Annotated in this window: 19 protein-coding genes, 2 tRNA genes and 3 rRNA genes; 8 read left to right on the top strand and 16 right to left on the bottom strand. The window is 47.1% G+C overall.

The window, feature by feature from the left end:
• Nucleotides 1-86 precede the first annotated feature (86 nt).
• From tsaB to K4H25_RS12415, 4 genes are all read left to right on the top strand, one after another.
• Entirely contained in the window at nt 87-767 is a 681-nt protein-coding gene (tsaB, locus tag K4H25_RS12400) for a tRNA (adenosine(37)-N6)-threonylcarbamoyltransferase complex dimerization subunit type 1 TsaB (protein WP_221020804.1), read from the top strand.
• Nucleotides 767-1210 carry a ribosomal protein S18-alanine N-acetyltransferase gene (gene rimI, locus K4H25_RS12405; RefSeq protein WP_221020805.1) on the top strand — a complete coding sequence of 148 codons (444 nt, stop codon included), beginning with the start codon at nt 767-769 and terminating at the stop codon, nt 1208-1210. The genes tsaB and rimI overlap by 1 nt, the downstream gene beginning before the upstream one ends.
• Nucleotides 1207-2067: a uracil-DNA glycosylase gene (locus K4H25_RS12410; protein WP_221020806.1), complete on the top strand. Its 861-nt coding sequence runs from the start codon at nt 1207-1209 to the stop codon at nt 2065-2067. The genes rimI and K4H25_RS12410 overlap by 4 nt, the downstream gene beginning before the upstream one ends.
• A 139-nt stretch (nt 2068-2206) precedes the next feature.
• Nucleotides 2207-3244, top strand: a complete 1038-nt coding sequence (locus K4H25_RS12415; protein ID WP_221020807.1) for a YeiH family protein — start codon at nt 2207-2209, stop codon at nt 3242-3244.
• Between the two features lie 59 nt (nt 3245-3303).
• On the opposite strand, the gene rrf is transcribed toward K4H25_RS12415, so the two are convergent.
• From rrf to K4H25_RS12445, 6 genes are all read right to left on the bottom strand, one after another.
• Nucleotides 3304-3417 (bottom strand): 5S ribosomal RNA (gene rrf / locus K4H25_RS12420).
• A gap of 227 nt (nt 3418-3644) precedes the next feature.
• A 23S ribosomal RNA gene (locus K4H25_RS12425) occupies nt 3645-6537 on the bottom strand.
• 377 nt (nt 6538-6914) lie between these two features.
• Nucleotides 6915-6990, bottom strand: a tRNA-Ala gene (locus K4H25_RS12430).
• A gap of 7 nt (nt 6991-6997) precedes the next feature.
• Nucleotides 6998-7074: transfer RNA gene (locus tag K4H25_RS12435), tRNA-Ile, on the bottom strand.
• Between the two features lie 64 nt (nt 7075-7138).
• Nucleotides 7139-8672: ribosomal RNA gene (locus K4H25_RS12440) — 16S ribosomal RNA — on the bottom strand.
• The 16S, 23S and 5S rRNA genes sit together here with 2 tRNA genes alongside, the layout of an rRNA operon.
• Nucleotides 8673-9056: 384 nt before the next feature.
• On the bottom strand, nt 9057-9902 hold the full coding sequence (locus tag K4H25_RS12445) for a PA4780 family RIO1-like protein kinase (protein ID WP_221020808.1): 846 nt from the start codon (nt 9900-9902) through the stop codon (nt 9057-9059).
• A gap of 278 nt (nt 9903-10180) precedes the next feature.
• Here K4H25_RS12445 and K4H25_RS12450 point away from each other — a divergent pair, with 278 nt between their 5' ends.
• Nucleotides 10181-11536 carry a sodium-dependent transporter gene (locus K4H25_RS12450; protein ID WP_221020809.1) on the top strand — a complete coding sequence of 452 codons (1356 nt, stop codon included), beginning with the start codon at nt 10181-10183 and terminating at the stop codon, nt 11534-11536.
• A gap of 102 nt (nt 11537-11638) precedes the next feature.
• Here K4H25_RS12450 and K4H25_RS12455 read toward each other — a convergent pair whose 3' ends face one another.
• Entirely contained in the window at nt 11639-12082 is a 444-nt protein-coding gene (locus K4H25_RS12455; protein WP_221020810.1) for a glycine zipper 2TM domain-containing protein, read from the bottom strand.
• Nucleotides 12083-12447: 365 nt separating this feature from the next.
• Here K4H25_RS12455 and alaS point away from each other — a divergent pair, with 365 nt between their 5' ends.
• The 3 genes from alaS to K4H25_RS12470 all read left to right on the top strand — a co-directional run bounded on the left by alaS (nt 12448) and on the right by K4H25_RS12470 (nt 16575).
• Nucleotides 12448-15063, top strand: coding sequence for an alanine--tRNA ligase (alaS, locus tag K4H25_RS12460; RefSeq protein WP_221020811.1), 2616 nt, complete (start codon nt 12448-12450; stop codon nt 15061-15063).
• A gap of 203 nt (nt 15064-15266) precedes the next feature.
• Complete coding sequence (locus K4H25_RS12465; protein ID WP_221020812.1) at nt 15267-16253, top strand: S66 family peptidase; 987 nt, start codon at nt 15267-15269, stop codon at nt 16251-16253.
• 97 nt (nt 16254-16350) lie between these two features.
• On the top strand, nt 16351-16575 hold the full coding sequence (locus tag K4H25_RS12470) for a DUF1653 domain-containing protein (protein WP_221020813.1): 225 nt from the start codon (nt 16351-16353) through the stop codon (nt 16573-16575).
• 205 nt (nt 16576-16780) lie between these two features.
• Here K4H25_RS12470 and K4H25_RS12475 read toward each other — a convergent pair whose 3' ends face one another.
• The 9 genes from K4H25_RS12475 to K4H25_RS12515 form a co-directional block, all read right to left on the bottom strand.
• Nucleotides 16781-18076, bottom strand: coding sequence for an adenylosuccinate synthase (locus tag K4H25_RS12475; protein ID WP_173531850.1), 1296 nt, complete (start codon nt 18074-18076; stop codon nt 16781-16783).
• Nucleotides 18077-18192: 116 nt separating this feature from the next.
• Nucleotides 18193-19338, bottom strand: coding sequence for an ATP phosphoribosyltransferase regulatory subunit (locus tag K4H25_RS12480; protein ID WP_221020814.1), 1146 nt, complete (start codon nt 19336-19338; stop codon nt 18193-18195).
• 266 nt (nt 19339-19604) lie between these two features.
• Nucleotides 19605-20483 (bottom strand): protease modulator HflC, encoded by an 879-nt coding sequence (gene hflC / locus K4H25_RS12485; RefSeq protein ID WP_221020815.1) that lies wholly within the window; start codon nt 20481-20483, stop codon nt 19605-19607.
• Nucleotides 20484-20495: 12 nt separating this feature from the next.
• On the bottom strand, nt 20496-21683 hold the full coding sequence (gene hflK, locus K4H25_RS12490; protein WP_221020816.1) for an FtsH protease activity modulator HflK: 1188 nt from the start codon (nt 21681-21683) through the stop codon (nt 20496-20498).
• Complete coding sequence (gene hflX / locus K4H25_RS12495) at nt 21680-22786, bottom strand: GTPase HflX (RefSeq protein ID WP_221020817.1); 1107 nt, start codon at nt 22784-22786, stop codon at nt 21680-21682. The genes hflK and hflX overlap by 4 nt, the downstream gene beginning before the upstream one ends.
• Before the next feature lie 91 nt (nt 22787-22877).
• Nucleotides 22878-23129, bottom strand: a complete 252-nt coding sequence (gene hfq, locus K4H25_RS12500) for an RNA chaperone Hfq (protein WP_173531855.1) — start codon at nt 23127-23129, stop codon at nt 22878-22880.
• Between the two features lie 104 nt (nt 23130-23233).
• Nucleotides 23234-24613 carry a ribosome biogenesis GTPase Der gene (der, locus tag K4H25_RS12505; protein WP_173531856.1) on the bottom strand — a complete coding sequence of 460 codons (1380 nt, stop codon included), beginning with the start codon at nt 24611-24613 and terminating at the stop codon, nt 23234-23236.
• A 60-nt stretch (nt 24614-24673) separates the two neighbouring features.
• The gene (gene bamB / locus K4H25_RS12510; protein WP_221020818.1) at nt 24674-25798 is read right to left on the bottom strand and encodes an outer membrane protein assembly factor BamB; all 1125 of its coding nucleotides are present in this window, start codon (nt 25796-25798) and stop codon (nt 24674-24676) included.
• A 2-nt stretch (nt 25799-25800) separates the two neighbouring features.
• Complete coding sequence (locus K4H25_RS12515) at nt 25801-26430, bottom strand: YfgM family protein (protein ID WP_221020819.1); 630 nt, start codon at nt 26428-26430, stop codon at nt 25801-25803.
• Nucleotides 26431-26446: the final 16 nt, after the last annotated feature.

Consider the following 26446-nt stretch of genomic DNA (forward strand, 5'->3'; position numbering starts at 1 on the left):
ATAAGCCAGACTCAGGCAATCGGCAGCAATCGCCACGCAATTGGCGTGTTAGAATCACACTTCATTCTTTGTAACTTGCGTCTACCATGCCTTTTTTAGCGATTGAAACCTCATCCGAACATTTGTCTTTTGCCATCGATACCCCCAGTGGGATCGTGTCACGCGAATGGCTGGTTGGACAAAAACAAAGTGAAGTCACGCTACCGTATTTACAGACTTTTTTGAATGAATGCGGTCTCACCATGCGCGATATCGAAGGCATCGCCTATCCAAGTGGACCCGGCTCATTTACTGGCTTACGCATTGGCTGTGGCATTACCCAAGGATTAGCATTTGCTCGTAATATACCTGTAGTTGGTATATCGACCTTACTGGCGATTGCTGAGGCTTCTGGCGCAATACGGGTAGTGAGTTGTCTAGATGCCCGCATGAACCAAGTTTACTTTTCGGTGTTTGAAAAACATAACGGCCAATGGACTACCCTCGTTGAGGCCTTGGTGTGTAATCCCGAAGACGTACCTATGCCTGATGGCGAGGGCTACACCGGAGTCGGCAATGGTTTTAGCGTATATTCGGCGGCACTTGAAGCGCGTTTAGGGGCCAAAATCGATACAGTTCGTAGCGAGATTTTCCCCCATGCTGCGCAATTACTGGCGCTTGCTTTGCCTATTTTTGCGGCCGGCCAAGGCCGTCCTGCTGATGAAGCTGAGCTGGTTTATTTACGTGACAAAGTGGCGCTTAAAACCCATGAACGGGTGCAAAAATAATGCTAAAACGGCTGACTGAAGCCGATCTTGCCGCCGTGCTTGCCATTGATACCGCAACCAATCCACATCCTTGGACAGCAGCGCAATGGCTCGACTCGCTCAATCATCATCAATGCGATGGCCTGTGGCAGCAAGATGAATTAATCGGTTTTACGGTTTGCATGGTGACTTTGGACGAGGCTGAATTACTACTCATCGCCATTGCGCCACAATGGCAACGCCAACATTGGGCAAGCCAGCTACTCACGGCATTACAAGCTCAATTATTGCAACATAACGTCTTGACGCTATTTTTAGAAGTTAGAGAGTCCAATCAAGCTGCACGTGCGCTATACGTAAAGCACGACTTCACGCCATCAGGCCGACGCAAAGGGTATTACCCTACAAGCGAAGGTAGAGAAGATGCACTGCTCTATACCCTGCATTTGGAGGACAAGGCATGAATCGCCGCGCACTCATCCTCAATGAGCTAGGCCTTAATCCACAATGGATTCGGCACGAGGTGTTACACACACTCACGTCATCGCAGATTGAGCAGGAAGCAAGCAGCCCTGTTTTAAACGCTGCACCTAGTATCGAGCCTGAATCAGCCGCCCAAACTTTGACTGAAACACCAATCAGCCGTGGCAGTAAATCAAATAAAGCCGCCGCAGCGCACCGTTTGTTACAACAAAATCGTGAGGCGGCTAATCCAAATCACCAAGCCTTGTCTAGCGAAGAAATCAGCCAACTTGATGCCCGTAGTGACCGAATTAGCCAACTCAATTGGGAGCAATTACGCGTTGAAGTCGCCAGTTGCACCGCTTGCCCGCGCAGTAGTCAGCGACAACAAGCCGTTTTTGCAACCGGTGCAATTGAAGCCCAATTGCTGATTGTCAGCGACGCGCCCAATAAAGCGGAAGAACAGCATAATCTTGCGCTCTTTGGCCCTGCACAGCGTATGGTCAATCAAATGCTGATGAGCTTGGGTGAAACTCAACTACAAAATACATTCATCACCAATGCGGTTAAATGCTATGGCTCGCGCAATCCCAATAGCCAAGAAATTAAAGCCTGTGCGCCTATATTGCAACGGCAAATTGCATTACTTAAACCTACCGCTATTCTCGCAATTGGCCAATTTGCTGCTGAAGCCGTACTCAATACTCCTGCACCCATTCGCGAATTGCGTCAAATTAAGCAGCAATGCCAAAACATTCCAACCATCGTGACCTATCATCCCAGCTATTTACAAAGAAACGTTCACGACAAAGCCAAAACTTGGCAAGATTTATTGCGCTTAAAGCAAATTTTTCAATAACCTTTAATCAAAAACGCCAGCTCGCTGGCGTTTATTTATACCTATATCCGCCCATCTGGGGCATTCGCTCTCTTCTTAATTTAAAACTGTGCATTTATTTCTATACTAAAAAATGAACCGATTTAAAGTGAGATTGAATATGAGTCACATTGATATAAAAAACATAACTCTTGGCATAATACTAACCGGTAGCATTGCTATTTCTTCGATCGCTTTAGGTGATACGCATTTAATGCAGCAATGGGGATTTTCGGCTTTATTACTCGCAATCATATTTGGTATTTTGTTAGGCAATAGTATTTTTCCGCGTTTCGCCTCTCACTGCGGTGATGGCGTGCAGTTTGCGAAAAGTGATTTATTGCGTTGGGGGATTATTCTTTATGGTTTTCGAATAACATTTCAACAAATCGCCGATGTTGGCGTGATTGGCATCTTAGTTGATGCGCTAGTTTTAACCACCACTTTTATGCTGGCTTACATTGTTGGTACACGATGGCTTCAATTAGATCAGCACACCAGTATTTTAATTGGTGCAGGGAGTGCAATCTGCGGTGCGGCAGCAGTACTTGCGACTGAACCTATCCTTAAAGCTCAATCTTCAAAAGTCGCCGTCGCTGTCTCGACGGTTGTGATCTTTGGCACGGTTACCATTTTTTTATATCCGAGCTTATTTTATCTCAATCAAAAAATGGGACCGATTTTATCCGCCAATGACTTTGGCGTTTTTACTGGAGCAACGATTCATGAGGTGGCACAAGTCGTTGCTGCCAGCAAAGAAATGGGGGACGATATTGCAGCAACGGCAATGATCACTAAAATGATTCGCGTTATGATGCTTGCGCCATTTTTAGTTATTCTTTCAATGTGGCTCGCCAAAACACACGGAGCACAACATTCACAACGAGGAAAAATAACCATTCCATGGTTTGCGCTTATTTTTATTCTCGTCGCCGGTTTTAATTCACTTAATTTACTCTCAAAGAGCATCATTGAGATATTACTTACCCTCGACACGATTTTATTGGCAATGGCAATGGCGGCACTGGGTCTGCATACTCACGTCAGTGCGATTCGCCAAGCCGGATTAAAACCAATGCTCCTCGCGGGCTTTTTATTTTTGTATCTTATCTTTGGCGGCGTATTCATTACTATGCTTGCACGAATGCTACTATCTTAATTAAATCTCACAGACAGCAAAAAGCCCGACTCTTTCGAATCGGGCTTCTCTATAGGGAAGTCTGGCAATGACCTACTTTCACACGGGCAATCCGCACTATCATCGGCGCTGAGGTGTTTCACTGTCCTGTTCGGGATGGGAAGGAGTGGGACCACCTCGCTATGGTCGCCAGACATTAAACTGTCTGGTGCAACTCTTTCGAGTTACACGAGAGTTATCGCATTCAGCCGCTATCTTTTCAGACCGCAACCTACAACGCTAACTCGTAAAATCAATAGAAGAAGTAATTATACTACACACCAACAAACACCATTTAAGTATTTTCTAGTAGATCAGCGCTTTCACACCGAACTACTTTGGGTCGATTATATCCTTCGTCGCACTACGCGCTTCAGGTTATAGGATCAAGCCTCACGAGCAATTAGTATTGGTTAGCTTAACGCATTACTGCGCTTCCACACCCAACCTATCAACGTCCTGGTCTCGAACGACTCTTTAGAGGATTTAAAACCCTAGGGAAATCTCATCTTGAGGCAAGTTTCGCGCTTAGATGCTTTCAGCGCTTATCTCTTCCCGACTTAGCTACCCGGCAATGCCACTGGCGTGACAACCGGTACACCAGAGGTCAGTCCACTCCGGTCCTCTCGTACTAGGAGCAGCCCCTCTCAAATTTCCAACGCCCACTGCAGATAGGGACCAAACTGTCTCACGACGTTTTGAACCCAGCTCACGTACCACTTTAAATGGCGAACAGCCATACCCTTGGGACCGGCTACAGCCCCAGGATGTGATGAGCCGACATCGAGGTGCCAAACTCCGCCGTCGATGTGAACTCTTGGGCGGAATCAGCCTGTTATCCCCGGAGTACCTTTTATCCGTTGAGCGATGGCCCTTCCATACAGAACCACCGGATCACTATGTCCTGCTTTCGCACCTGCTCGACTTGTCGGTCTCGCAGTTAAGCCGCCTTTTGCCATTACACTATCAGTACGATGTCCGACCGTACCTAGGCGACCTTCGAGCTCCTCCGTTACAATTTGGGAGGAGACCGCCCCAGTCAAACTGCCTACCATGCACGGTCCCCGATCCGGATAACGGACCAAGGTTAGAACCTCAAAGGGGTCAGGGTGGTATTTCAAGGACGGCTCCACAGAAACTAGCGTCTCTGCTTCAAAGCCTCCCACCTATCCTACACAAACCACTTCAAAGTCCAATGCAAAGCTACAGTAAAGGTTCACGGGGTCTTTCCGTCTAGCAGCGGGGAGATTGCATCTTCACAAACACTTCAACTTCGCTGAGTCTCGGGAGGAGACAGTAGGGCCATCGTTACGCCATTCGTGCGGGTCGGAACTTACCCGACAAGGAATTTCGCTACCTTAGGACCGTTATAGTTACGGCCGCCGTTTACTGGGGCTTCGATCAAGAGCTTGCACCCCATCAATTAACCTTCCAGCACCGGGCAGGCGTCACACCCTATACATCCACTTTCGTGTTGGCAGAGTGCTGTGTTTTTGATAAACAGTCGCAGCCCCCATTTCTCTGCGGCCTTATATAGCTCCAAACGCAAGGTTCTTCACCAATAAGGCACACCTTCTCCCGAAGTTACGGTGTTAATTTGCCGAGTTCCTTCTCCCGAGTTCTCTCAAGCACCTTAGAATACTCTTCCTACCCACCTGTGTCGGTTTGCGGTACGGTTCAATATAAGCTGAAGCTTAGTGGCTTTTCTTGGAAGCAGGGTATCAGTTACTTCATCACCTAAGTGAATCGTCATCATGCCTCAGCGTTAACAGCGTCCCGGATTTGCCTAAGACACCCGCCTACACACTTAAACCAACTATTCCAACAGTTGGCTAACCTAACCTTCTCCGTCCCCACATCGCACTTATATCAAGTACAGGAATATTAACCTGTTTCCCATCGACTACGCATTTCTGCCTCGCCTTAGGGGCCGACTCACCCTGCGCCGATGAACGTTGCGCAGGAAACCTTGGGTTTTCGGTGAGGGAGCTTTTCACTCCCTTTATCGCTACTCATGTCAGCATTCGCACTTCTGATACCTCCAGCATCCTTCTCAAGACACCTTCACAGGCTTACAGAACGCTCCTCTACCATATGCCATAAATGGTCATATCCGCGTCTTCGGTTATCAATTTGAGCCCCGTTACATCTTCCGCGCAGGACGACTCGACCAGTGAGCTATTACGCTTTCTTTAAATGATGGCTGCTTCTAAGCCAACATCCTGGTTGTCTGTGCCTTCCCACCTCGTTTTCCACTTAATTGATCATTTGGGACCTTAGACGGCGGTCTGGGTTGTTTCCCTCTTGACCCAGGACGTTAGCACCCCAGGTCTGTCTCCCATGCTCGCACTTGACGGTATTCAGAGTTTGCCATGGTTTGGTAAGTCGCGATGACCCCCTAGCCATAACAGTGCTTTACCCCCGTCAGTGATACATGAGGCACTACCTAAATAGTTTTCGAGGAGAACCAGCTATTTCCAAGTTTGTTTAGCCTTTCACCCCTATCCACAGCTCATCCCCTAACTTTGCAACGTTAGTGGGTTCGGACCTCCAGTGCGTGTTACCGCACCTTCATCCTGGCCATGGATAGATCACTTGGTTTCGGGTCTACGCCCAGCAACTATGCGCCCTATTCGGACTCGGTTTCCCTACGCCTCCCCTATTCGGTTAAGCTCGCTACTGAACGTAAGTCGCTGACCCATTATACAAAAGGTACGCAGTCACCCCATTTTTCAAGGGCTCCCACTGTTTGTATGCATCCGGTTTCAGGTTCTATTTCACTCCCCTCCCGGGGTTCTTTTCGCCTTTCCCTCACGGTACTGGTTCACTATCGGTCGATGATGAGTATTTAGCCTTGGAGGATGGTCCCCCCATCTTCAAACAGGATTTCTCGTGTCCCGCCCTACTTCTCGTACGCTTAGTATCACAATTGACTTTTCATATACGGGACTATCACCCACTATGGTTGGACTTTCCATTCCATTCTATTAAGTCTACTGCTATCACGTACAGGCTCTTCCCATTTCGCTCGCCACTACTTTGGGAATCTCGGTTGATTTCTTTTCCTCCGGTTACTTAGATGTTTCAGTTCACCGGGTTCGCTTCGCTAGACCTATGTATTCAGTCTAGGATGACCCAAAAGGGCCGGGTTTCCCCATTCGGAAATCGTGGGATCAAAGCACTTTGCCAGCTCCCCCACGCTTATCGCAGGCTATCACGTCCTTCGTCGCCTATCATCGCCAAGGCATCCACCAGATGCACTTATTCGCTTGATCCTATAACCTCAAACACGTAAAACGTATCTCAGATTACTGAAATCGTATTTGCGACTTGCAAGTGAGTTCTCATTTCACTTGCGGTTCAGTTCCACTGGCATGAGACCAGCACAACTGAACAGATACAATCAACCCAATATTTTTACTTTGAAATTAAACTCAACCACAACTGCACGCAGTTATTGTTTTATTTAATTCCATTACAATGTTTATTGGAATTAATTACTTCTTCTATTTTGTTAAAGAGCGATATTACTAAAATCAATCATTCATATCTAAATATAAACAGCCGATTTATCTAATTTTAGAAACCAGAATAAAATACACTGCACCCAACAACGTGCAATACATAGAATTCTATTTTCTACAGCAGATAATGGTGGAGGTTAACGGACTCGAACCGTTCACCCCCTGCTTGCAAAGCAGGTGCTCTACCAGATGAGCTAAACCCCCGTGATACTGGTGGGTCAGATAGGAATCGAACCTATGACCCCCGCGTTATCAACACGGTGCTCTAACCAACTGAGCTACTGACCCATATCGTTTCTTTCAAATCTACAGCCGATGAGTGTGAGTACTTAATCTACCAATCTTTCTCTTGAAAGGAGGTGATCCAGCCGCAGGTTCCCCTACGGCTACCTTGTTACGACTTCACCCCAGTCATGAATCCTACCGTGGTAACCGGACTCCCGAAGGTTATCCTAGCTACTTCTGGTAAAACCCACTCCCATGGTGTGACGGGCGGTGTGTACAAGGCCCGGGAACGTATTCACCGCGACATGCTGATCCGCGATTACTAGCGATTCCGACTTCATGCACTCGAGTTGCAGAGTGCAATCCGGACTACGATCGGTTTTGTGAGATTAGCTCCCCCTCGCGGGTTGGCGACCCTCTGTACCGACCATTGTATGACGTGTGAAGCCCTGGTCATAAGGGCCATGAGGACTTGACGTCATCCCCACCTTCCTCCGGTTTGTCACCGGCAGTCCCATTAAAGTGCTCAACTAAATGTTAGCAACTAATGGCAAGGGTTGCGCTCGTTGCGGGACTTAACCCAACATCTCACGACACGAGCTGACGACAGCCATGCAGCACCTGTGTTACGGTTCCCGAAGGCACATCCATATCTCTACGGACTTCCGTACATGTCAAGACCAGGTAAGGTTTTTCGCGTTGCATCGAATTAATCCACATCATCCACCGCTTGTGCGGGCCCCCGTCAATTCCTTTGAGTTTTAGTCTTGCGACCGTACTCCCCAGGCGGTCTACTTCACGCGTTAGCTGCGTTACTAAGCTCCGAAAAGCCCAACAACTAGTAGACATCGTTTAGGGCGTGGACTACCAGGGTATCTAATCCTGTTTGCTCCCCACGCTTTCGTCCATGAGTGTCAGTATTAGGCCAGGGGGTTGCCTTCGCCATCGGTGTTCCTCCACATCTCTACGCATTTCACTGCTACACGTGGAATTCCACCCCCCTCTCCCATACTCTAGCGAGACAGTCATAAACGCAATTCCTAGGTTGAGCCCAGGGATTTCACGTCTATCTTATCAAGCCACCTGCGGACGCTTTACGCCCAGTAATTCCGATTAACGCTTGGACCCTACGTATTACCGCGGCTGCTGGCACGTAGTTAGCCGGTCCTTATTCTTCGGGTACTGTCATCCCCAGTAGTTATTAACCACTAGGATTTCCTCCCCGACAAAAGCGCTTTACAACCCGAAGGCCTTCTTCACGCACGCGGCATTGCTGGATCAGGCTTTCGCCCATTGTCCAAGATTCCCCACTGCTGCCTCCCGTAGGAGTCTGGACCGTGTCTCAGTTCCAGTGTGGCGGATCGTCCTCTAAGACCCGCTACTGATCGTTGCCTTGGTAGGCCTTTACCCTACCAACTAGCTAATCAGCCATCGGCTGCTCCAATAACGTGAGGCCTTGCGGTCCCCCACTTTCCCCCTCAGGGCGTATGCGGTATTAGCACTCCTTTCGAAGCGTTATCCCCCATTACTGGGTACATTCCGATGTATTACTCACCCGTTCGCCACTCGTCAGCGGTGCAAGCACCCTGTTACCGTTCGACTTGCATGTGTAAAGCATGCCGCCAGCGTTCAATCTGAGCCAGGATCAAACTCTTTCGTTTAATCTAGCTGAATTTACATACTTGGCTTAGTACTCATTACTCAAAGAAACACTTGGTTAGAAACCAAGATTTCTTTTAAATCTTGAGTGTAAGCACTTGTTTGACTGGCAAACCAAGCACTCACACTCATCGGCTGTATTTTGTTAAAGATCAGTGGCTTAGACACTGAAACCAGCTGGAAAACCGCTTGTTTCGTTTGCTGTGTCAGCAGCAGAGAGGCCGAAATATACGGCAGACTCGCAGCTCGGTCAACACCTATACACAAATAAAAACCAAGTATCGCGATAAGTCATTGATTTTAAATAAACGTAAAAAACGTAGCAAACCCCAAAAAACAAAGGGTACTATCGCATCTATTCACTCAAATCAGCAAAAAAGTACTCTTTACGGCTGAAAATCGGGGAGTTGGCGCTGTAAATGCTCTTCTTTCACATGCTCAACCTCTCGCAAAACACCGCGCACATCTACTTTGCGATGATCTTGCTTAATTTTTCCTGTGAGTTGCACTTCGGGATGCAGCAAGCCACCCTCATACAATTTCCAAATTTCTTTACCGTACTGTGAGCCATTCAGCTCAGGCGCAAACTGGCCAAAATACTCAGCTAGATTATCTACGTCACGCTCTAGCATTGCCGCAGCTTGATTATTACCTGCAGCATCGACAGCCTGTGGCAAATCAATAATAACGGGGCCATGCTCATCAACCAGAATATTGTATTCTGACAAATCGCCATGGATCACCCCAGCACACAGCATTAAAACTACTTGCTTGAGCAACTCGGCATGATAAAAGCGTGCAAGCTCGGCACTCATTTCGACATCATTTAAACGAGGGGCTGCATTACCATCCTCACCCGTCACCAACTCCATCAACAACACACCTTCGAAACAGATATACGGTGTCGGCACACGCACACCAGCGGCCGCTAAGCGATAAAGATTATCGACTTCGGCATTTTGCCACTCTTCTTCTTGCATTTGCCGACCATAACGAGAGCCTTTTTCCATTGCTCTAGCTTGGCGGCTATTTTTTACCTTACGACCCTCTTGATAGGCGGCATTCTTTTTAAAGCTGCGATGGTTGGCGTCCTTATATACCTTGGCGCACCGAACTTCATCGCCACAACGCACAACATAAACCGTAGCCTCTTTACCGCTCATTAATTGGCGCAAGACTTCGTCAACCAAACCATCTTCCACCAATGGTTCTAATCTCTTTGGTGTTTTCATTAAATTCGTCTACGTCCTATTTGAATTTTGACTCAAGCAATTAGTTACAAGTCATCAGTTAAACCACTACAATCGCTTCCCGCGAGATTGCTCGCGAATCAAACAAACCAAAGCCACCCGATCAAACTCGGGCAAAGTGGCTTTGTACTCTTTCAATCCCGTTAAAAGTCTTAGTTTGAATCAATCAAAGCCTAAGTCTCGGGTTTTCCCTCATGGACAATACACTAGCTAACTCTGAATAGTGTGCTGTTGTTTACAATTTACTACAAGGGCATGGCATGAGCGCAAGTCGCGATGGTTTCACCTCCACATTTGGTGTCTTAGTCGCCACACTAGGTTCCGCAGTTGGCTTAGGTAATATCTGGAAGTTCCCCTATATGACAGGCACGAATGGCGGTGCGAGTTTCTTGGTGGTTTACGTACTGGCCACTTTATTAGTCGCCCTCCCCGTGATGATTGTTGAAATTATGCTTGGACGCGCCTCTCGCGCCAATGCCGTCACTACATTTGAAGTACTCGCACCGAAAAAGCAGCGCTTTTGGCCTGTTATTGGCTATATGGGCCTAATTGCAGCCGTACTGATTTTGGCTTTTTACACCGGCGTAGCTGGCTGGGTATTTGCTTATATCTTCAAATCAATCACCGGCAGCATCCACAGCACCGACCCCGCAAGCGCCAAAGCGGCATTTGGCGCTCTGGTTTCCAACCCCTTAGAAGCCTTATTTTGGCAATGGGTGGTATTGGCATGGGCAGGCACCATCATCATGATGGGTGTATCCAAAGGGATTGAGGCTGCAGCCAAAAAATTAATGCCGATTTTGTTTTTGCTATTAATTTTATTGTGCATCCGTAGCTTAACGCTACCAGGCGCAATGGAAGGCGTGAAATTTTTGTTTGCGCCTGACTTTAGCAAAATCACCGCTTCAGTGATGCTGACTGCTGTTGGCTTAGCTTTTTTCAAGCTATCGATCGGCATGGGCACCATGCTCACTTATGGCAGCTACTTCCGCACAGAACAAAACATTCCATTGACGGCCACTCGTGTGATGCTGGCGGATTTGTCTGTGTCATTACTGGCGGGTTTAGCGATTTTCCCTGCCGTGTTTTCTTTTGGCTTTGAGCCAGCAGCAGGTCCATCACTAGTCTTTATGACCATCCCTGCGGTCTTTGCCAGCATGCCATTTGGGCAGTTTTTTATGGCGCTGTTTTTTGTTTTAGCCGCCATTGCAGCAACGGGTGCGATTCTATCGATCATGGAAGTGCCGGTGGCCATGCTGTCGGAGCGCTTTAAGTTCAGTCGCAAGAAAGCCACATTACTCACACTGGGCGTGATTGGCTTATTTGGAATTCCGGCGTCGCTCTCATCTTCACTAACAGCCAGCTGGACTTTATTTGGCTTAAATCCATTCGATCTTTTCGATTACATCAGCTCAAACATTTTAATGCCAATTGGCGGCATCTTGATTTGTCTATTTGTCGGCTGGGTTTATGGCTTGCCACAGCTACAAAAACAATTGAGCAATGATGGGCAACTCAATAATGGCCTCGTCATTAAAGCCGTGTTTATTTTGGTACGCTACATTACGCCAACGCTGATTTTAGTCATCATGCTTAAAGGGCTGGGGCTTATCTAGGTATATAACCACATGCCTTATTAGGCATAACTTACATCGATATACCCAATAAAAAAGCACGAATTTATTCGTGCTTTTTTATTTGAAACCCCGATTAGTGGGCTACATTGGCGCAATCCGCGCACTCGAGCCAGAGCCTTCAATATATACACGCTGGCCTTTATAAATATTGGCCTCATACGGCTGAGTCACTACCACTAATACCCCACTATTTAAGCGCACCACAACCTGCTGCCCCTGCTGATTGCCGTCATAACGATTTTCGCCATACTTCCCTGCCACCGCACCGGCGATTGCGCCCATTGCCATCGCCACATCGCGCCCAGTACCTGCGCCAATCAAACTCCCCAAACCCGCACCTGCCGCACCACCTAAAACCGCCCCCACGCCCAATTGATCAGAATGCGTTAAAGGCACCAAAGAAATTTGTTCGATAACCCCTTGCTGAACTTCATAAGTTTGCTGCTGATTCATACCCACCCCCGCGCAGCCCGCCAAAATAAAGCCAAACAGCGCAGTCGAACACCATTTAAATATGCTTTTCATTGCAAGATCCTTTGGCTAAAGCCAATTTATTAAAATGAAAAATAACAATCCGCCATTCAACAATCAGCGTGAGTTACGTCTACCACCACCCACAAACATTAGCGCGAACACCAAACAAACACTTACAACAATTGAAATATATCATTCACCATACAAGGCGAACAGAAGGGGAAAGCTTTACATTGCCATCGTTTGAAATCAGTTCATCACGCAACAAAACCATCAAGAACTACCTGCTTAATACTGCATTTACCGTCAACTTTCATTCATACCTGCATTAGAAAGCCGACGTATGCACAACACGACTACCGATATAGCGCCTTTTACCGTAAAATCGACGGTTTGCTTCTTACCCACAGGTCGCCATGACATCCGCTCAGATTCGCCAAAAGTTCTTGGACTTTTTTGCCAGCAAAGGCCACCAAATTGTGGCGTCATCCAGCTTAATCCCTTTGAATGACCCGACCATTTTGTTCACCAATGCTGGGATGAACCAATTTAAAGACGTTTTTTTAGGTTTTGATAAACGCCCGTACACTCGCGCCACTTCAAGCCAAAAATGCGTACGCGCAGGCGGCAAACATAACGACTTAGAAAACGTCGGCTATACCGCACGCCACCATACCTTTTTTGAAATGCTGGGTAATTTCTCCTTTGGCGATTACTTCAAGCGCGACGCCATCTTCTTTGCTTGGGAATTTTTGACTGGCCCAGAATGGCTAGCCATTCCCAAAGAAAAGCTGATGGTTACCGTCTACGCCACGGACGACGAAGCTTTTGATATTTGGAATAAAGAAATCGGCATCCCGAGCGATCGTATCGTTCGCATTGGTGACAATAAAGGCCCAGGCGTATCGGATAACTTCTGGCAAATGGGCGACACCGGTCCTTGTGGCCCATGTACCGAAATTTTTTACGATCATGGCGCGCATCACTGGGGTGGCCCTCCAGGATCGGCAGAAGAAGACGGCGACCGCTTCATCGAAATCTGGAACAACGTGTTTATGCAATTTAACCGCGACGAAGCCGGTGTATTGCATCCACTACCAAAACCATCGGTGGATACCGGCATGGGTTTGGAGCGTATTTCTGCGGTAATGCAAGGCGTACACGCCAATTACGAAATTGATTTGTTCCAGCATCTGCTTGCCGCAGCGAAACGCGAAACCGGCGCAGCGGATACCGATTCTCCATCGCTGCGCGTCATTGCTGACCATATTCGCTCTTGCGCATTCTTGATCGCCGATGGTGCTTTGCCAGCCAACGATGGCCGTGGCTATGTATTGCGCCGCATTATTCGCCGCGCAGTACGTCATGGCTATAAACTCGGTCAAAAAGGCTACTTCTTCCACAAACTGGTCGCGCCATTAGCTGAAGTGATGGGCGATGCGTACCCAGAATTGCGTCAACGCCAAGAACAGATTGTTGAAGCCATCAAAAACGAAGAAGAAATCTTCGGTCGCACACTTGAAAACGGCATGGCTTTGCTCGACACTGTTTTAGCCGGCGGCAAGCAAGTACTCGATGGCGATGTGGCATTCAAATTGTCCGACACTTACGGCTTTCCGATTGATTTGACCGCGGACGTTTGCCGCGAGCGAAATGTAACGGTGGATATTGCTGGTTTTGAAGCCGCACTCGACGTTCAGCGCAAGCAATCGAAAGCTGCTGGCTCATTCAAAATGACCGCAGGCCTTAACTACGAAGGCGAGGCATCGTGCTTTCATGGCTACACCGAAGCTAGCCGTTCAGCCAAAGTACTCGCACTGTATAAAGGCAGCGAACCAGTTCAAACGCTAGAAAATGGCGACGAAGGCGTGATCGTGCTCGATCACACGCCGTTTTATGCCGAATCAGGTGGTCAAGCGGGTGATGTTGGCGTGATTGCTGGCCCTGGCGTCTTTAATGTGACCGACACCCAAAAAGTGAAAGCCGATGTATTTGGCCATCAAGGCCAAATCATTAGCGGCGCGCTCAATGTTGGCGACGAAGTCACTGCCAGTATCGACATTGCCAAACGCCAAGCTAGCCAACGCAATCACTCAGCAACGCATTTATTGCACGCTGCGCTGCGCGAAGTACTTGGCACGCACGTGGAGCAAAAAGGCTCGTTGGTGAACGCAGAGCGCACACGCTTTGACTTCTCACACCCGAAAGCCGTAACAAGCGACGAAATCGCTAAAATCGAAAACCTAGTCAATCACGTCATCATGGCTAACGAAGAAGCCCAAGTGCGCTTGATGAGCTACGACGACGCCATTAAATTTGGCGCGATGGCCTTGTTTGGCGAGAAATACGGCGATGAAGTTCGCGTTTTAAAAATGGGCGACTTCTCGACTGAACTTTGTGGCGGTACGCACGTTAAACGCACTGGCGATATCGGCTTATTCAAAATCGTTGCAGAAAGCGGCATTGCTGCTGGCGTTCGTCGAATTGAAGCCATTACTGGCACCGCAGCACTCGCAGCAGTGCAAGCGCAAGACGCTGAACTCAAAACAGCGACGTCTATCGTTGGCGCACATCCGGGTGAATTGATTGGCAAATTGGAAAAACTCCAAGCTGACTTAAAAGCAACGCAAAAAGAAGTTAGCGCGCTTAAAGGTCAAATGGCGTTTGGTCAATTGGACCAGCTGATTGGCGTGGGCCTGCGCACCATCAATGGCGTGAAATGCATTGGCAGTGTGGTAGAAGACGTTGATCCGGCTACTTTGCGTGAAATGAGTAATAAGCTGATGGATCGCCTAGAAAGCGGCATCGCCCTACTCGCTTGTGTCACTGAGGGTAAAGTCAGCCTCATCGCTCGGGTATCGCCAGATCTCACCAGCAAAATCAAAGCCGGTGAACTGGTCAATATCGCGGCACAACTGGTTGGTGGTAAAGGCGGCGGACGCCCAGACATCGCCCAAGCCGGTGGCACTGAGCCCGCCAAGCTGCAAGAAGCCATGCAAGCGGCCGCAGTCTGGGTTGAGAGCAAATTGTAATCGCAGCAAGCTAAAGCAAACAGCCACCCAAAATCGGTGGCTGTTTTTTTATGCTGATCGTCGAACCAAACGACGCACTGAAATATTACGATAAATAACGACTATCACCAATACGGGTATAGCAATAAAACCTTTAATTAATAAGGATTTCAAGAATATACCCGATAGATTTTTAACCCAGCATAAAGCAAACAGAGGAACAAATGACAGGAGACAAATTGAATCGCGGAGATAAAATCTGTGTGATTGCACCATCAAGAAGCCTGGGCATCATTTCTCAGCACGTGATCGAACTTGCCACTACAAAACTCAATGAAATCGGCTTAGAAGTTTGTTTTTCTAAGAATTGCCATCAAATCGATGAGTTTCACTCATCATCGATTGAAGCCAGAATTGACGATTTGCATACTGCGTTTTCTGATAAAACCGTCAAAGCCATTTTGACAGCGATTGGCGGCCATAACTCAAATCAATTACTCAATAAAATAGATTACTCAATCATCAAATCCAATCCCAAAATACTGTGTGGCTTTTCTGATATCACGGCTTTAAGCAACGCCATTTATGCTAAAACAGAGCTCATTACCTATAACGGGCCACATTTTTCGACATTAGGTATGGCGCAAGGGCTTGATTACACAGTTGAATATTTCAAAAAATGTTTAATGAGTGAAAAAGAATACTCAATAACGAATTCCCAACAGTGGTCGGATGATGAGTGGTACATCAATCAAGATCAACGTGATTTCTATCCTAACACTGGGCATCAGGTGATCAACACGGGGCAAGCATCAGGAACAATTATTGGCGGAAATTTATGCACTTTCAATTTATTGCAAGGCAGTTGCTATTTACCAGAGCCAGAAAATGCAATTTTATTTCTCGAAGAAGATAATTTACTAGAACAAAACACACTCAGTGAATTTGACCGTAATTTACAATCCATCATTCATCTAAAATCATTTCATTCTGTAAAAGGTATTGTGATTGGTCGGTTTCAAAAAACATCACAGATTACCCATGAGCAAATTTGTAAACTGATTCATTCAAAGCCAGAATTAAAATCTATCCCTGTCATTGCCAATCTAGATTTTGGACATACAACACCACAAATCACATTCCCAATTGGTGGCGCGGTTGAAATTATCGCAACAAGCACACGCTGTGAAATAATGATCAAGCAGCACTAATGCAAAAGCGATAATAACTTAGCAATCAACGGTATATGCTTTGATAATATGTATCAGCTTGTAGCCTTGACTAAATAATTCATAGAGAGCAATACCCATGAGCCCACGCCCAGAACTCGCCCTTGGCGAATATCAGCATTACAAAGGTAATCGTTACCAAGTCATCGACTTGGCACGGCACAGTGAAACTTATGAATGGCTGGTGGTGTATCGGCCATTGTATGGCGAAGGTGCTCTATGGGTGCGGCCGTACTCAATGTTTGTAGAGAATGTGATCATTGATGGCGCCACTCAAGCGCGGTTTACGAAAGTGGCTAATTGAAGATCAAAAATATGCTTGAGTAGCGCCCCAGTCGCCACGTACAAAGATATGCGTTTCGTAGGCGCGCTTTCCCGCGAATACCGTGAATGTGAAACACAAATGTATTGAATTTAAATTGCATTCGCGGGCAAGCCCGCTCTTACGCGATATTCAGGCGTAAAAAAACCGCTGCAAGCACAGCGGTTTTTTTCATATATACCGACGATTAGTCTTGGTATGGGTGTTGCAGAACGATGGTTTCGTCGCGATCTGGGCCAGTCGAAATAATTGCGATTGGTGCTTCGCAGATTTCGGCGATGCGTTTCAGATAGTTTTGCGCATTGAGTGGCAATTCTTCGAATTTTTTCACGCCAAAAGTCGATTCAGACCAGCCAGGCATTTCTTCGTAGATTGGCTCGCACAAGGCAATGTTTTCTGCGCCAATTGGCAAGATGTCGATGGCTTTGCCATTCAACATATAACCGGTACACAATTTAATGGTTTCGATCGAATCCATCACGTCCAGCTTGGTCACACACAAACCGGACACACCATTGATTTGGATTGAGCGTTTCAGCGCTGCAGCGTCAAACCAACCACAACGACGCGCACGACCGGTTACCGAACCGAACTCGTGACCACGTTCAGCCAAGCCAGCGCCAACGTCGTCGAACAATTCAGTTGGGAATGGGCCAGAACCAACGCGAGTGGTGTATGCCTTCACGATACCCAGTACATATTGCAACATTTGTGGTGCAACGCCTGCGCCTGGTGCCGCAGCACCTGCTACGCAGTTGCTTGAAGTCACAAATGGGTAAGTACCGTGATCGACGTCAAGCAAGGTTCCTTGCGCGCCTTCAAATAACAATGGCTCGCCAGCTTTATTCATGTCATATAAGGTACGCGATACATCGCCAACCATTGGGCGAATGCGCTCAGCGTAGGCCATGGTTTCATCGTAAACAGTTTGGAAATCGAGCGTTGGTGCGTTGAAGTAGTTCTTCAATGCAAAGTTATACCAGTCGAGGTTTTCCAGCAATTTAGCGGCGAAGCGTTCTGGATGGTATAAATCTTGCACGCGAATTGAGCGACGCGCCACTTTGTCTTCGTACGCTGGGCCAATACCACGACCTGTGGTACCAATTTTTTTCTCGCCCTTAGCCGCTTCACGCGCTTGGTCGATAGCAATGTGGTACGGCAAAATCAATGGGCAAGCTTCAGAAATCGTCAAACGGCTGGCAACGTCAATACCGGCCGCGCTGAGCTCATCAATTTCTTGCAGCAAGGCCGTCGGAGAAATCACCACGCCATTACCGATAAAGCAGGCTTTACCTGCATGCAAGATGCCCGATGGAATCAAGCGCAAAACTGTTTTTTTACCGCCAACCCACAATGTATGGCCTGCGTTATGACCGCCTTGAAAGCGCACCACACCTTGGGCGTGATCCGTTAACCAGTCAACAATCTTACCCTTACCCTCGTCACCCCATTGTGTGCCGATTACGACGACATTTTTGCTCATTTCCAAACCTCAATGCTATTCAAAACAATGGCTATCGTCGCAACAGCAACGCAACGCGCCCGAACTTTAACTTTAAAATGCTCAATCAGCTAGCCCTTTACAGGGAAAACACTAATTTATTGCAATGGTACAACTTGCCATTGACCAGCAATCAATTGCAATGAGCGGTTAATATGCACTTCTGTAACATCAACGCCCAAATCTACGATCACAATTTCACCGGCATTGCGTAATGCGCGTATCGCCGCAATCAAAGCCATATCGTCGCTTTGCGGCGCTAAAATCGCAGCCTGATGCGTCGGAAACGGCAATGAAGTCAAGGCACGTAAATCCAAACTAAACCCAGTAGCAGGACGTGAGCGGCCAAATTTTTCACCGACACGATCATAACGTCCACCACGCGCCACAGCGCTGGCAAAGCCATTGGCGTAAGCGTTAAATACCAAACCGGTATGGTAGTAACTACCTGGCGATTCAGCCAAATCAAAGCGTACAGTCATTCCGCGACTCAGCAATGCCGCTTCTAATTCATGCAAAGCATCCAATGCCGTAGTGACCGCTTCAATGGCTGGTAAAGCTTGACGAGCACGCACCAACACATCGCTGCCACCATAGCACAGCGGCAAAGCCAAAATGCCTTGGCGCAACTCCGGAGATAAATCGGCAGTTAGTGCCTCTAATGCTGGTACATCTTTTTGCTGCAAAGCGTTAAACGCCGCTTGTCTGGCATCATTTGGCCAGTGCGCCACATCGGCCATCGCGTTAAATAAGCCGATATGTCCAATCTCAAGACAAAAATCAGTCACGCCAGTTAAAGCCAAACTGGCAAACATTAATTCGATGGCTTCAATATCAGCACCAATACTGGCGCAGCCATAAATTTCAGCGCCTATTTGACGCGGCTGACGATTCGACATCAAGCCATCGGGTCGCGTGGTCACCACCGATCCGGCATAGCACAAGCGCGCAACACCTTTGCGATTCAAGATATGCGCGTCAATTCGTGCAACTTGCGGGGTAATGTCGGCACGCAAGCCCATTTGACGGCCCGATAACTCATCGACCAATTTAAAGGTTTTTAAATCGAGCGCGCTATCGTCTTGAGTAAAGAGTGATTCGACATACTCAACCAGCGGTGGCTCAACTTGCTCATAGCCATACCGAGCATATAGATCGAGTAAGGAACGACGTAGTGTCTCAAGTTGACGCGACTCCATAGGGAGTACATCGGAAATGTATTCGGGTAGGATCCAGTTGCGCATAGTCCAGACAAATCAAATGCCCGCCTGTGGTATCCCCACAGAGCGGGCGTAAAACAAGATGTGGGTAGCAATACCTACTACACCACCAGCGAAATCAATACGCCAACCATTAGCAAGCGAAATCCAAAATTGCTATTTGGCGATCACTCATGGCGGCAATTTTTAATCCACTTGCACACCCAATGGCAGACAAGGCAAAGGGCATAATACCTTTAAAAGGTATTAGCCCCAAGCCCTAATAAAACAACAACCGTTACACAACTAACTTATTTGCCTGATCCAGCACGTGGGTTTTTCATATATTTGAAAAAGTCCGAACTTGGATCAACCACCATTAAGTCGCTTTTCTTACCAAAACTTTGTTTATAAGCATCTAGGCTCTTATAAAAAGCATAGAACTCAGGGGTTGTGCCATAAGCATCCGAGTATATCGCTGCCGCCTTAGCATCACCAGCACCCTTAAGTTGCTGCGCCTTATTATACGCATCTGCCATGATGACTTCGCGTTGTTTATCAGCATCGGCTTTAATTTTTTCAGCGTCAGCACTACCTTCAGCACGTAATTGATTGGCCACTGCTTTACGCTCAGACTGCATCCGCTCATACACGGAGTTTAAAGTGCTTGGCTCAAAATCAACTTGCTTGATACGCACATCAATGACACGGATACCGATACGCTCGGCATCAATATTGGCGACTTTGCCAACATATTCCATCACCTTATCGCGCTTGCCGGAAATCACATCTTGTACGGTGTGCTTACCAAATTCATCGCGAAGCATGTTGTTAACGGTATTGCGAAGACGATCCACCGCTTTTCGCTCATCCATACCGACTGCTTTGTAGTATTTCTCTACATCGAAAATCTGGTATTTGATATAGCTATTGACATTCACATTCATTTTTTCAATGGTTTGAATCCGTGCAGGCATGTTCTCATCGATGGTTTGAATGCGCTTATCAAAATAACGAACATCTTGTACAAAAGGTAATTTGAAATGAATGCCAGGATCTTTAATGACCCGTTTAGCTTCAGAAAACTGGAAAATCACGGCGTACTGACGTTGATCTACAGTAAACAAACACAATGAAGCTAAAAATAACACCAGCATTACCGCTGATAACACAGGAAGAATACGATTCATTTGCCTTCCTCCTTAACGACCGTCACGCTCACCGCGATTAACGCGATTCGCTGGAGTTTCAGAATTAACAGCGACAGGAGCCGAAGACGTTGCCGCTGGTTTGGCTGCGTCGACATTGGCCGTTGCTGCACCATTCATTTGCATCAATTTATCCAAAGGCAGATACAACAAACTACCACCGGCCTTTTGATCTACCAACACTTTGGTTGTGTTTTGGTACATGCTTTGCATTGCATCTAAATACATACGATCACGTGTAACTTGCGGTGATTTCACATATTCAGCGGCGATTTGTTTAAAGCGAGAGGCATCACCTTCTGCTCGGGCAACGATTTGCTCACGATAGCCTTCGGCTTCTTCATTCAAACGCGCAGCCATACCGCTGGCTTTTGGAATCACATCGTTGGCGTAAGCAGTGCCTTCGTTAATCAAGCGCGATTTGTCCTGACGAGCTTTAACCGCATCGGCAAAAGCAGCTTGTACTTGCTCTGGCGGTTGCACATCTGAAATATTCACCCGTGCAATCGTCATCCCTGTGCCATAGCGGTTCAGCAGCGACTGCATAATTTCTTTGGTGTCTTCTGCAATCTTGCCACGACCTTCATTGAGCACGTAATCGACTTTATTGCGGCCGACTACTTCACGAATGGCTGATTCTGCCGTTTGCTTTACAACATCACGACCGCCGTCGATAAAACGATTGTCAAACAAGAAGTCTTTCGCTGAATTGAGGGTGTACTGAACTTCCAATTGAATCTGGATAATGTTCTGGTCAGAGGTCAGCATCAAAGAGGCTTCACTATTTGAACCCGCATCGCCACGAACACCGACATCAAGACTGCGAATTTCGGTCATATTCACCAATTCGCGCGATTCAATCGGATACGGCAAATGCCAGTGCAAACCAGGATTAACCACGGTTTCAACATACTTACCAAAGCGAGTTACAACTGCATCTTCACGCTCGTCGACCATATAAGTACCCGATGCCAGCCACAAAGCCAACAAAGCACCCAAGACCACAAATACCCCAGTCGCACCAGAGCCAGATGATTGATTCACTGGCGCATTATTTTGAGGGATTTTATTACCGAGCAAAGCATTGATTTTATTGATGATATTACGAAAAATCTCATCCAAATTCGGTGGTCCACCTTTTTTATTTCGGTCACCACCCCATTGCGGATCATTTTGACTCATTTATCTTCCTTAACGGTTTGATTCATCGCTTCAACCAGTGCTTCGCGCAAAAGATTTAATCCTTCGCCACGCAAGGCGCTTAATTTAACGCTGCGAATACTACCATATTCGTCACGTTCAACTTCGGCAGCCAAATCACGCTGATCAATCTTATTAAAGACCATCAACTGCGGTATATGTTCCGCACCAATTTCAGTTAATACTTTATTCACTTCACTAATTTGCAAATCACGCATTGGGTGATTGATATCAACCACATGCAATAACACATCCGCTTCGATTGTTTCTTCTAACGTTGCACGAAATGCCGCCACCAAGGTGTGAGGCAAATCGCGAATAAAACCAACGGTATCGGAAATCACCACCGAATGATCCGCGTCGATGTATAGCTTGCGGCTGGTGGTATCAAGCGTCGCAAACAATTGATCTGCTGCGTAGAGCTTCGCTTTGGTTAACGCATTAAATAGCGTTGATTTTCCAGCATTGGTATAGCCGACGATGGAAACAGTGAACTGCCCTGAACGATCTCGCCGCTTTCTTTGTGTCGCACGCTGCTTTTGCACAATCTGCAACTGATCTTTCAGGCGCTTAACCCGAATACCAATTAAACGCCGATCGGTTTCAAGCTGCGTTTCACCCGGCCCACGTAAACCCACCCCACCCTTTTGTCGTTCCAGATGAGTCCAGCCGCGAATTAATCGCGTTTGGATGTGCGCTAACTGCGCTAACTCGACTTGGAGCTTACCTTCAGAAGTTCGCGCACGTTGCGCAAAAATATCCAAAATCAAGGTGGTACGATCGAGCACTCGACACTTGACTTTACTTTCAAGGTTTCGCTCTTGGCCAGGAGATAATTGATGATTAAAAATCACCAATCCAGCATCATGCGCTAAAACCGCCTCAGCAATTTCATCCGCTTTGCCACTGCCACAAAAATAAGCCGGGTCAGGCCGCTGACGCTTACCTTGAATAACCGCCAGTGGATGAACTCCAGCAGACTTTACTAATTCGATGAATTCTTCTTGGCTGTCGGCAAAATCAGCTTCGCCAAAATCCAGACAAACCAAAATTGCTTCATCACCGCCCTGATGGCGTTCAAACATGCATACCTCTTTACTTCCAGAAAAACAAAACGCCGCGCAAGATAAAACCCCGAAAAGCGAAGCCTTCGGGGCTAACGAATGCTCGATCTAATTAGCTTTCTGCACTGGCTGCGGCAGGATTATCATGCGGCACATTCACCGCACGAGAAGGAACAACCGTTGAAATGGCATGCTTATAAACCATTTGAGTCACCGTATTGCGAAGCAATACAACGTACTGATCAAATGATTCAATTTGCCCTTGCAATTTAATGCCATTGACCAAGTAGATTGAAACGGGCACGTGTTCTTTACGCAAGATATTTAAAAACGGATCTTGCAGCATTTGTCCCTTAGCACTCATTATTATTCTCCGACTTGTTATTAGTTTTCCGTCTGTACGGTTTCGCTTGGAACATCTTACACCGACAATACAATTATTGGCAGCTTAGTACTATAACGCAATTTTTAGCGCTTTTTTAGTGCATTTTTTGCGCTTTGTGGGCCACGACGTCCACGATTTGGCGCTTCTTTGCCTTCAAATGGATTATCGGTCTTTTTAAACTGAACCCGCAAAGGTGTACCTTGCAATTTAAAGGTTTTAATAAAGAAATGCTCTAAATAACGCCAATATGATGCATGAACTGCTTCCAAAGCGTTACCGTGAATAATCACAACTGGCGGATTACTACCACCTTGGTGAGCATAACGCATTTTTGGACGAATCTTACCGGCCAATGGCGGTTGTTGACGTTCCATCGCCAGCTGCAAGGCACGCGTGAGTTTTGGCGTAGGAATCTTAATCATCGCCGCGTCATAGGCTTGATTAATTGAACCAAACAAATCGCCTACACCGCTACCTTGTAAAGCAGAAATATAGTGATATTTCGCAAAATCAAGGAAGGCGAGCTTACGCGCCATATCGCGTTTAATAATTTCACGTTGCTCTAAGTTCGCCGAGTCCCATTTATTAATGGCGACAACCAAAGCGCGGCCAGACTCTAATACAAAGCCAGCAATCTTACCGTCTTGATCCGATACATCTTGCGTTGCATCCAATACTAAAATCACCACATTGCAATCTTCAATCGCTTGCATGGTTTTAATGACCGAAAACTTTTCAATCATATCGGTCACCTTACCGCGGCGACGCACACCCGCAGTATCGATTACCGTATAGTTGGAGCCATTTCGTTCAAAATCAATAGCCACTGAATCACGAGTTGTACCTGGCGCATCAAAAGCAATCACGCGCTCTTCACCAAGAATGGCGTTCACCAAGGTTGATTTGCCCACGTTTGGACGACCGACGATGGCAAATTTAGGGTGGGTTTGTTCTTCTTCTGGCTCAGGATCTGGGAAACCTTCCAAGATCTCATTAATCAGGTGACGAACGCCCTCACCATGCGAAGCAGAAATCGCAACTGGGTCACCTAAACCGAACTCATGAAACTCGGCGGTCATCACCGCACTATTCATGCCTTCAATTTTATTGACCGCCACCCATACAGGACGATCACCTTGACGCAAACGATTGGCAATCATTTTGTCTTGTGGTGTTAAGCCATTACGCCCGTCAACAATAAACACGATGGCATCGGCTTCATCAATGGCTTGCAAGGTTTGCTTAGCCATTTCAAACATAATACCTTCATCAATGACCGGTTCAAATCCACCGGTATCGATTACCAAGTAAGGTTTCTCTCCAACTTTACCATGCCCATAGTGACGATCACGCGTCAGGCCAGGCTGATCGGCTACCAAAGCATCACGAGTTTTGGTTAAACGATTAAATAGTGTTGATTTGCCCACATTGGGGCGCCCGACGAGGGCAATAGTTGGTTTCAATTCAATTCCTTATTCCATCCATATGACGGTGCAACTGCGCCGCCCTAATGTCGATGGGTATTACTGAGTGCTGAGCAGATAAATACTGCCTTTTCCGGTCTGAACAATCGCTTGCGAACTATCAGATTGCGGTGCTAAATAAATGCGGCCACCATCGGTAGGCAATTGCCCAACAAAGCGACCATCTTCTGGGTTTACAACATGGATATAACCATCTAAATCACCGACTAAAATATTGCCAGCCAAAATCGCTGGTGCAGAAATTAAGCGGTTAGCTAATAAATCTTGGCGCCAAATACTGCGGCCTGTTGTGCGTTCAAAGGCATTAATTTGCCCCTTGGCGTCGGTAACATACACGTTTTGGCTATCAATCGCTAAGCCCGTCCAGCTGGAAATTTCACGCGTCCATAGCAAATTGCCTTGCTTAGCGCCTAGACAAGCAACACGCCCTTGGAAAGCCACGGCACAAACCATATCGCCACGCACTACGGGTGGCGCAACAATATCAGTCACTCGCTCGAGCTCACTCGCACCACGCGGCAACGCCACTGGAGCCTCCCACAACACGCGACCATCTGCGATCGAAATCGCCGTTAAACGCCCTGCTGCCTGCCCTACATACACCACGCCATCAGCAACGACTGGAGGCGCATAATTACGTAACAACAAAGCCGGTTGTGGTCGCTGATAAATCCATTTTAATTCGCCTTTATCAGCCGAAAAAGCACTGACTTTGCCATCGCCTGAGCGCACAATGACCAAGTCATCACTCACAACAGGCGCTGAAATCACCTCACTCGTGACTTTAGCCGACCAAATCGCTTGACCGCTTAAATCATAGGTCAACACATCGCCATTGCTGCTACCAACCGCAATCACACCACCCGATATACCAACACCGCCAGCAACGGGTTGCGCAATTTTAATTTGCCAACGTTTTTTGCCATTCGCGCGCTCAAACAACGCCAATTCATTATTACCGCCCACAGCAGCAATCAATTCACCATTAAAAGCAGGCTGAAAACGATATTCAGTTTTTCCGCCTACAGAGGATTTCCAATCAATTTTGGGATTTGCGGTGCTTGTAACCACAGGCAACTGGGCAGGTTCAGGCGCATTACTGGTAGTACTACAAGCACTAATGCTAAAGACGCTGAGTAGCAATAATGGACGAAGGCATTTCATGCTTACTTATCTCCCAATACATCCAACTTAATTTCTACCAATTTCAAATTCGGTGCGTCTTTTGGTAGCTTGGCAATAGCTTGGCGATAGGCATCAGCGGCAGCCGCAGTTTGGCCTTGCATTTGCAAAATATCACCGCGCAGCTCGGCGTAAAGCGGAGAAAAACCCTCTTCTTCTGGTGTTTTCAATAGTGCCAAAGCTTCTGGATACTTTTTCTCTTCGGCCAAAATACTGGCTAATCGCAAGCGCGCTGTATCGCGTAATGCCGCCTCCTGACTATGATCAATCACCCAAGTCAATTCAGCGCGTGAAGCCGCTGCATCACCCTTGAGATAATTCAATTTAGCGGCAATTAAAGCGGCACGAGGCGCATAAGGCGTTTTGCTGTACTCATTTTTCAATAGCAAAACACCGGCTTTAAACTTGCCATCGTCAGTCAAATTGTTTTCAATTTGCGCATACACTTCAGCGGCCTTGGCAATCTGCTGCTTTTGCCAACCTTGCCAGCCTTTCCAAGCGGCAAACGAAATCAAAAATGCCACGATCCCAAGTGCCAACCATTTACCCCAGTTTTGCCACCAGTCTTTCATGGTGGCGATTTGTTCTTGTTCTTGTAAATCAAATGCGGCCATGGTTATCCCCTGAATA

It is taken from the genome of Deefgea piscis, assembly GCF_019665785.1.
GTDB lineage: Bacteria > Pseudomonadota > Gammaproteobacteria > Burkholderiales > Chitinibacteraceae > Deefgea.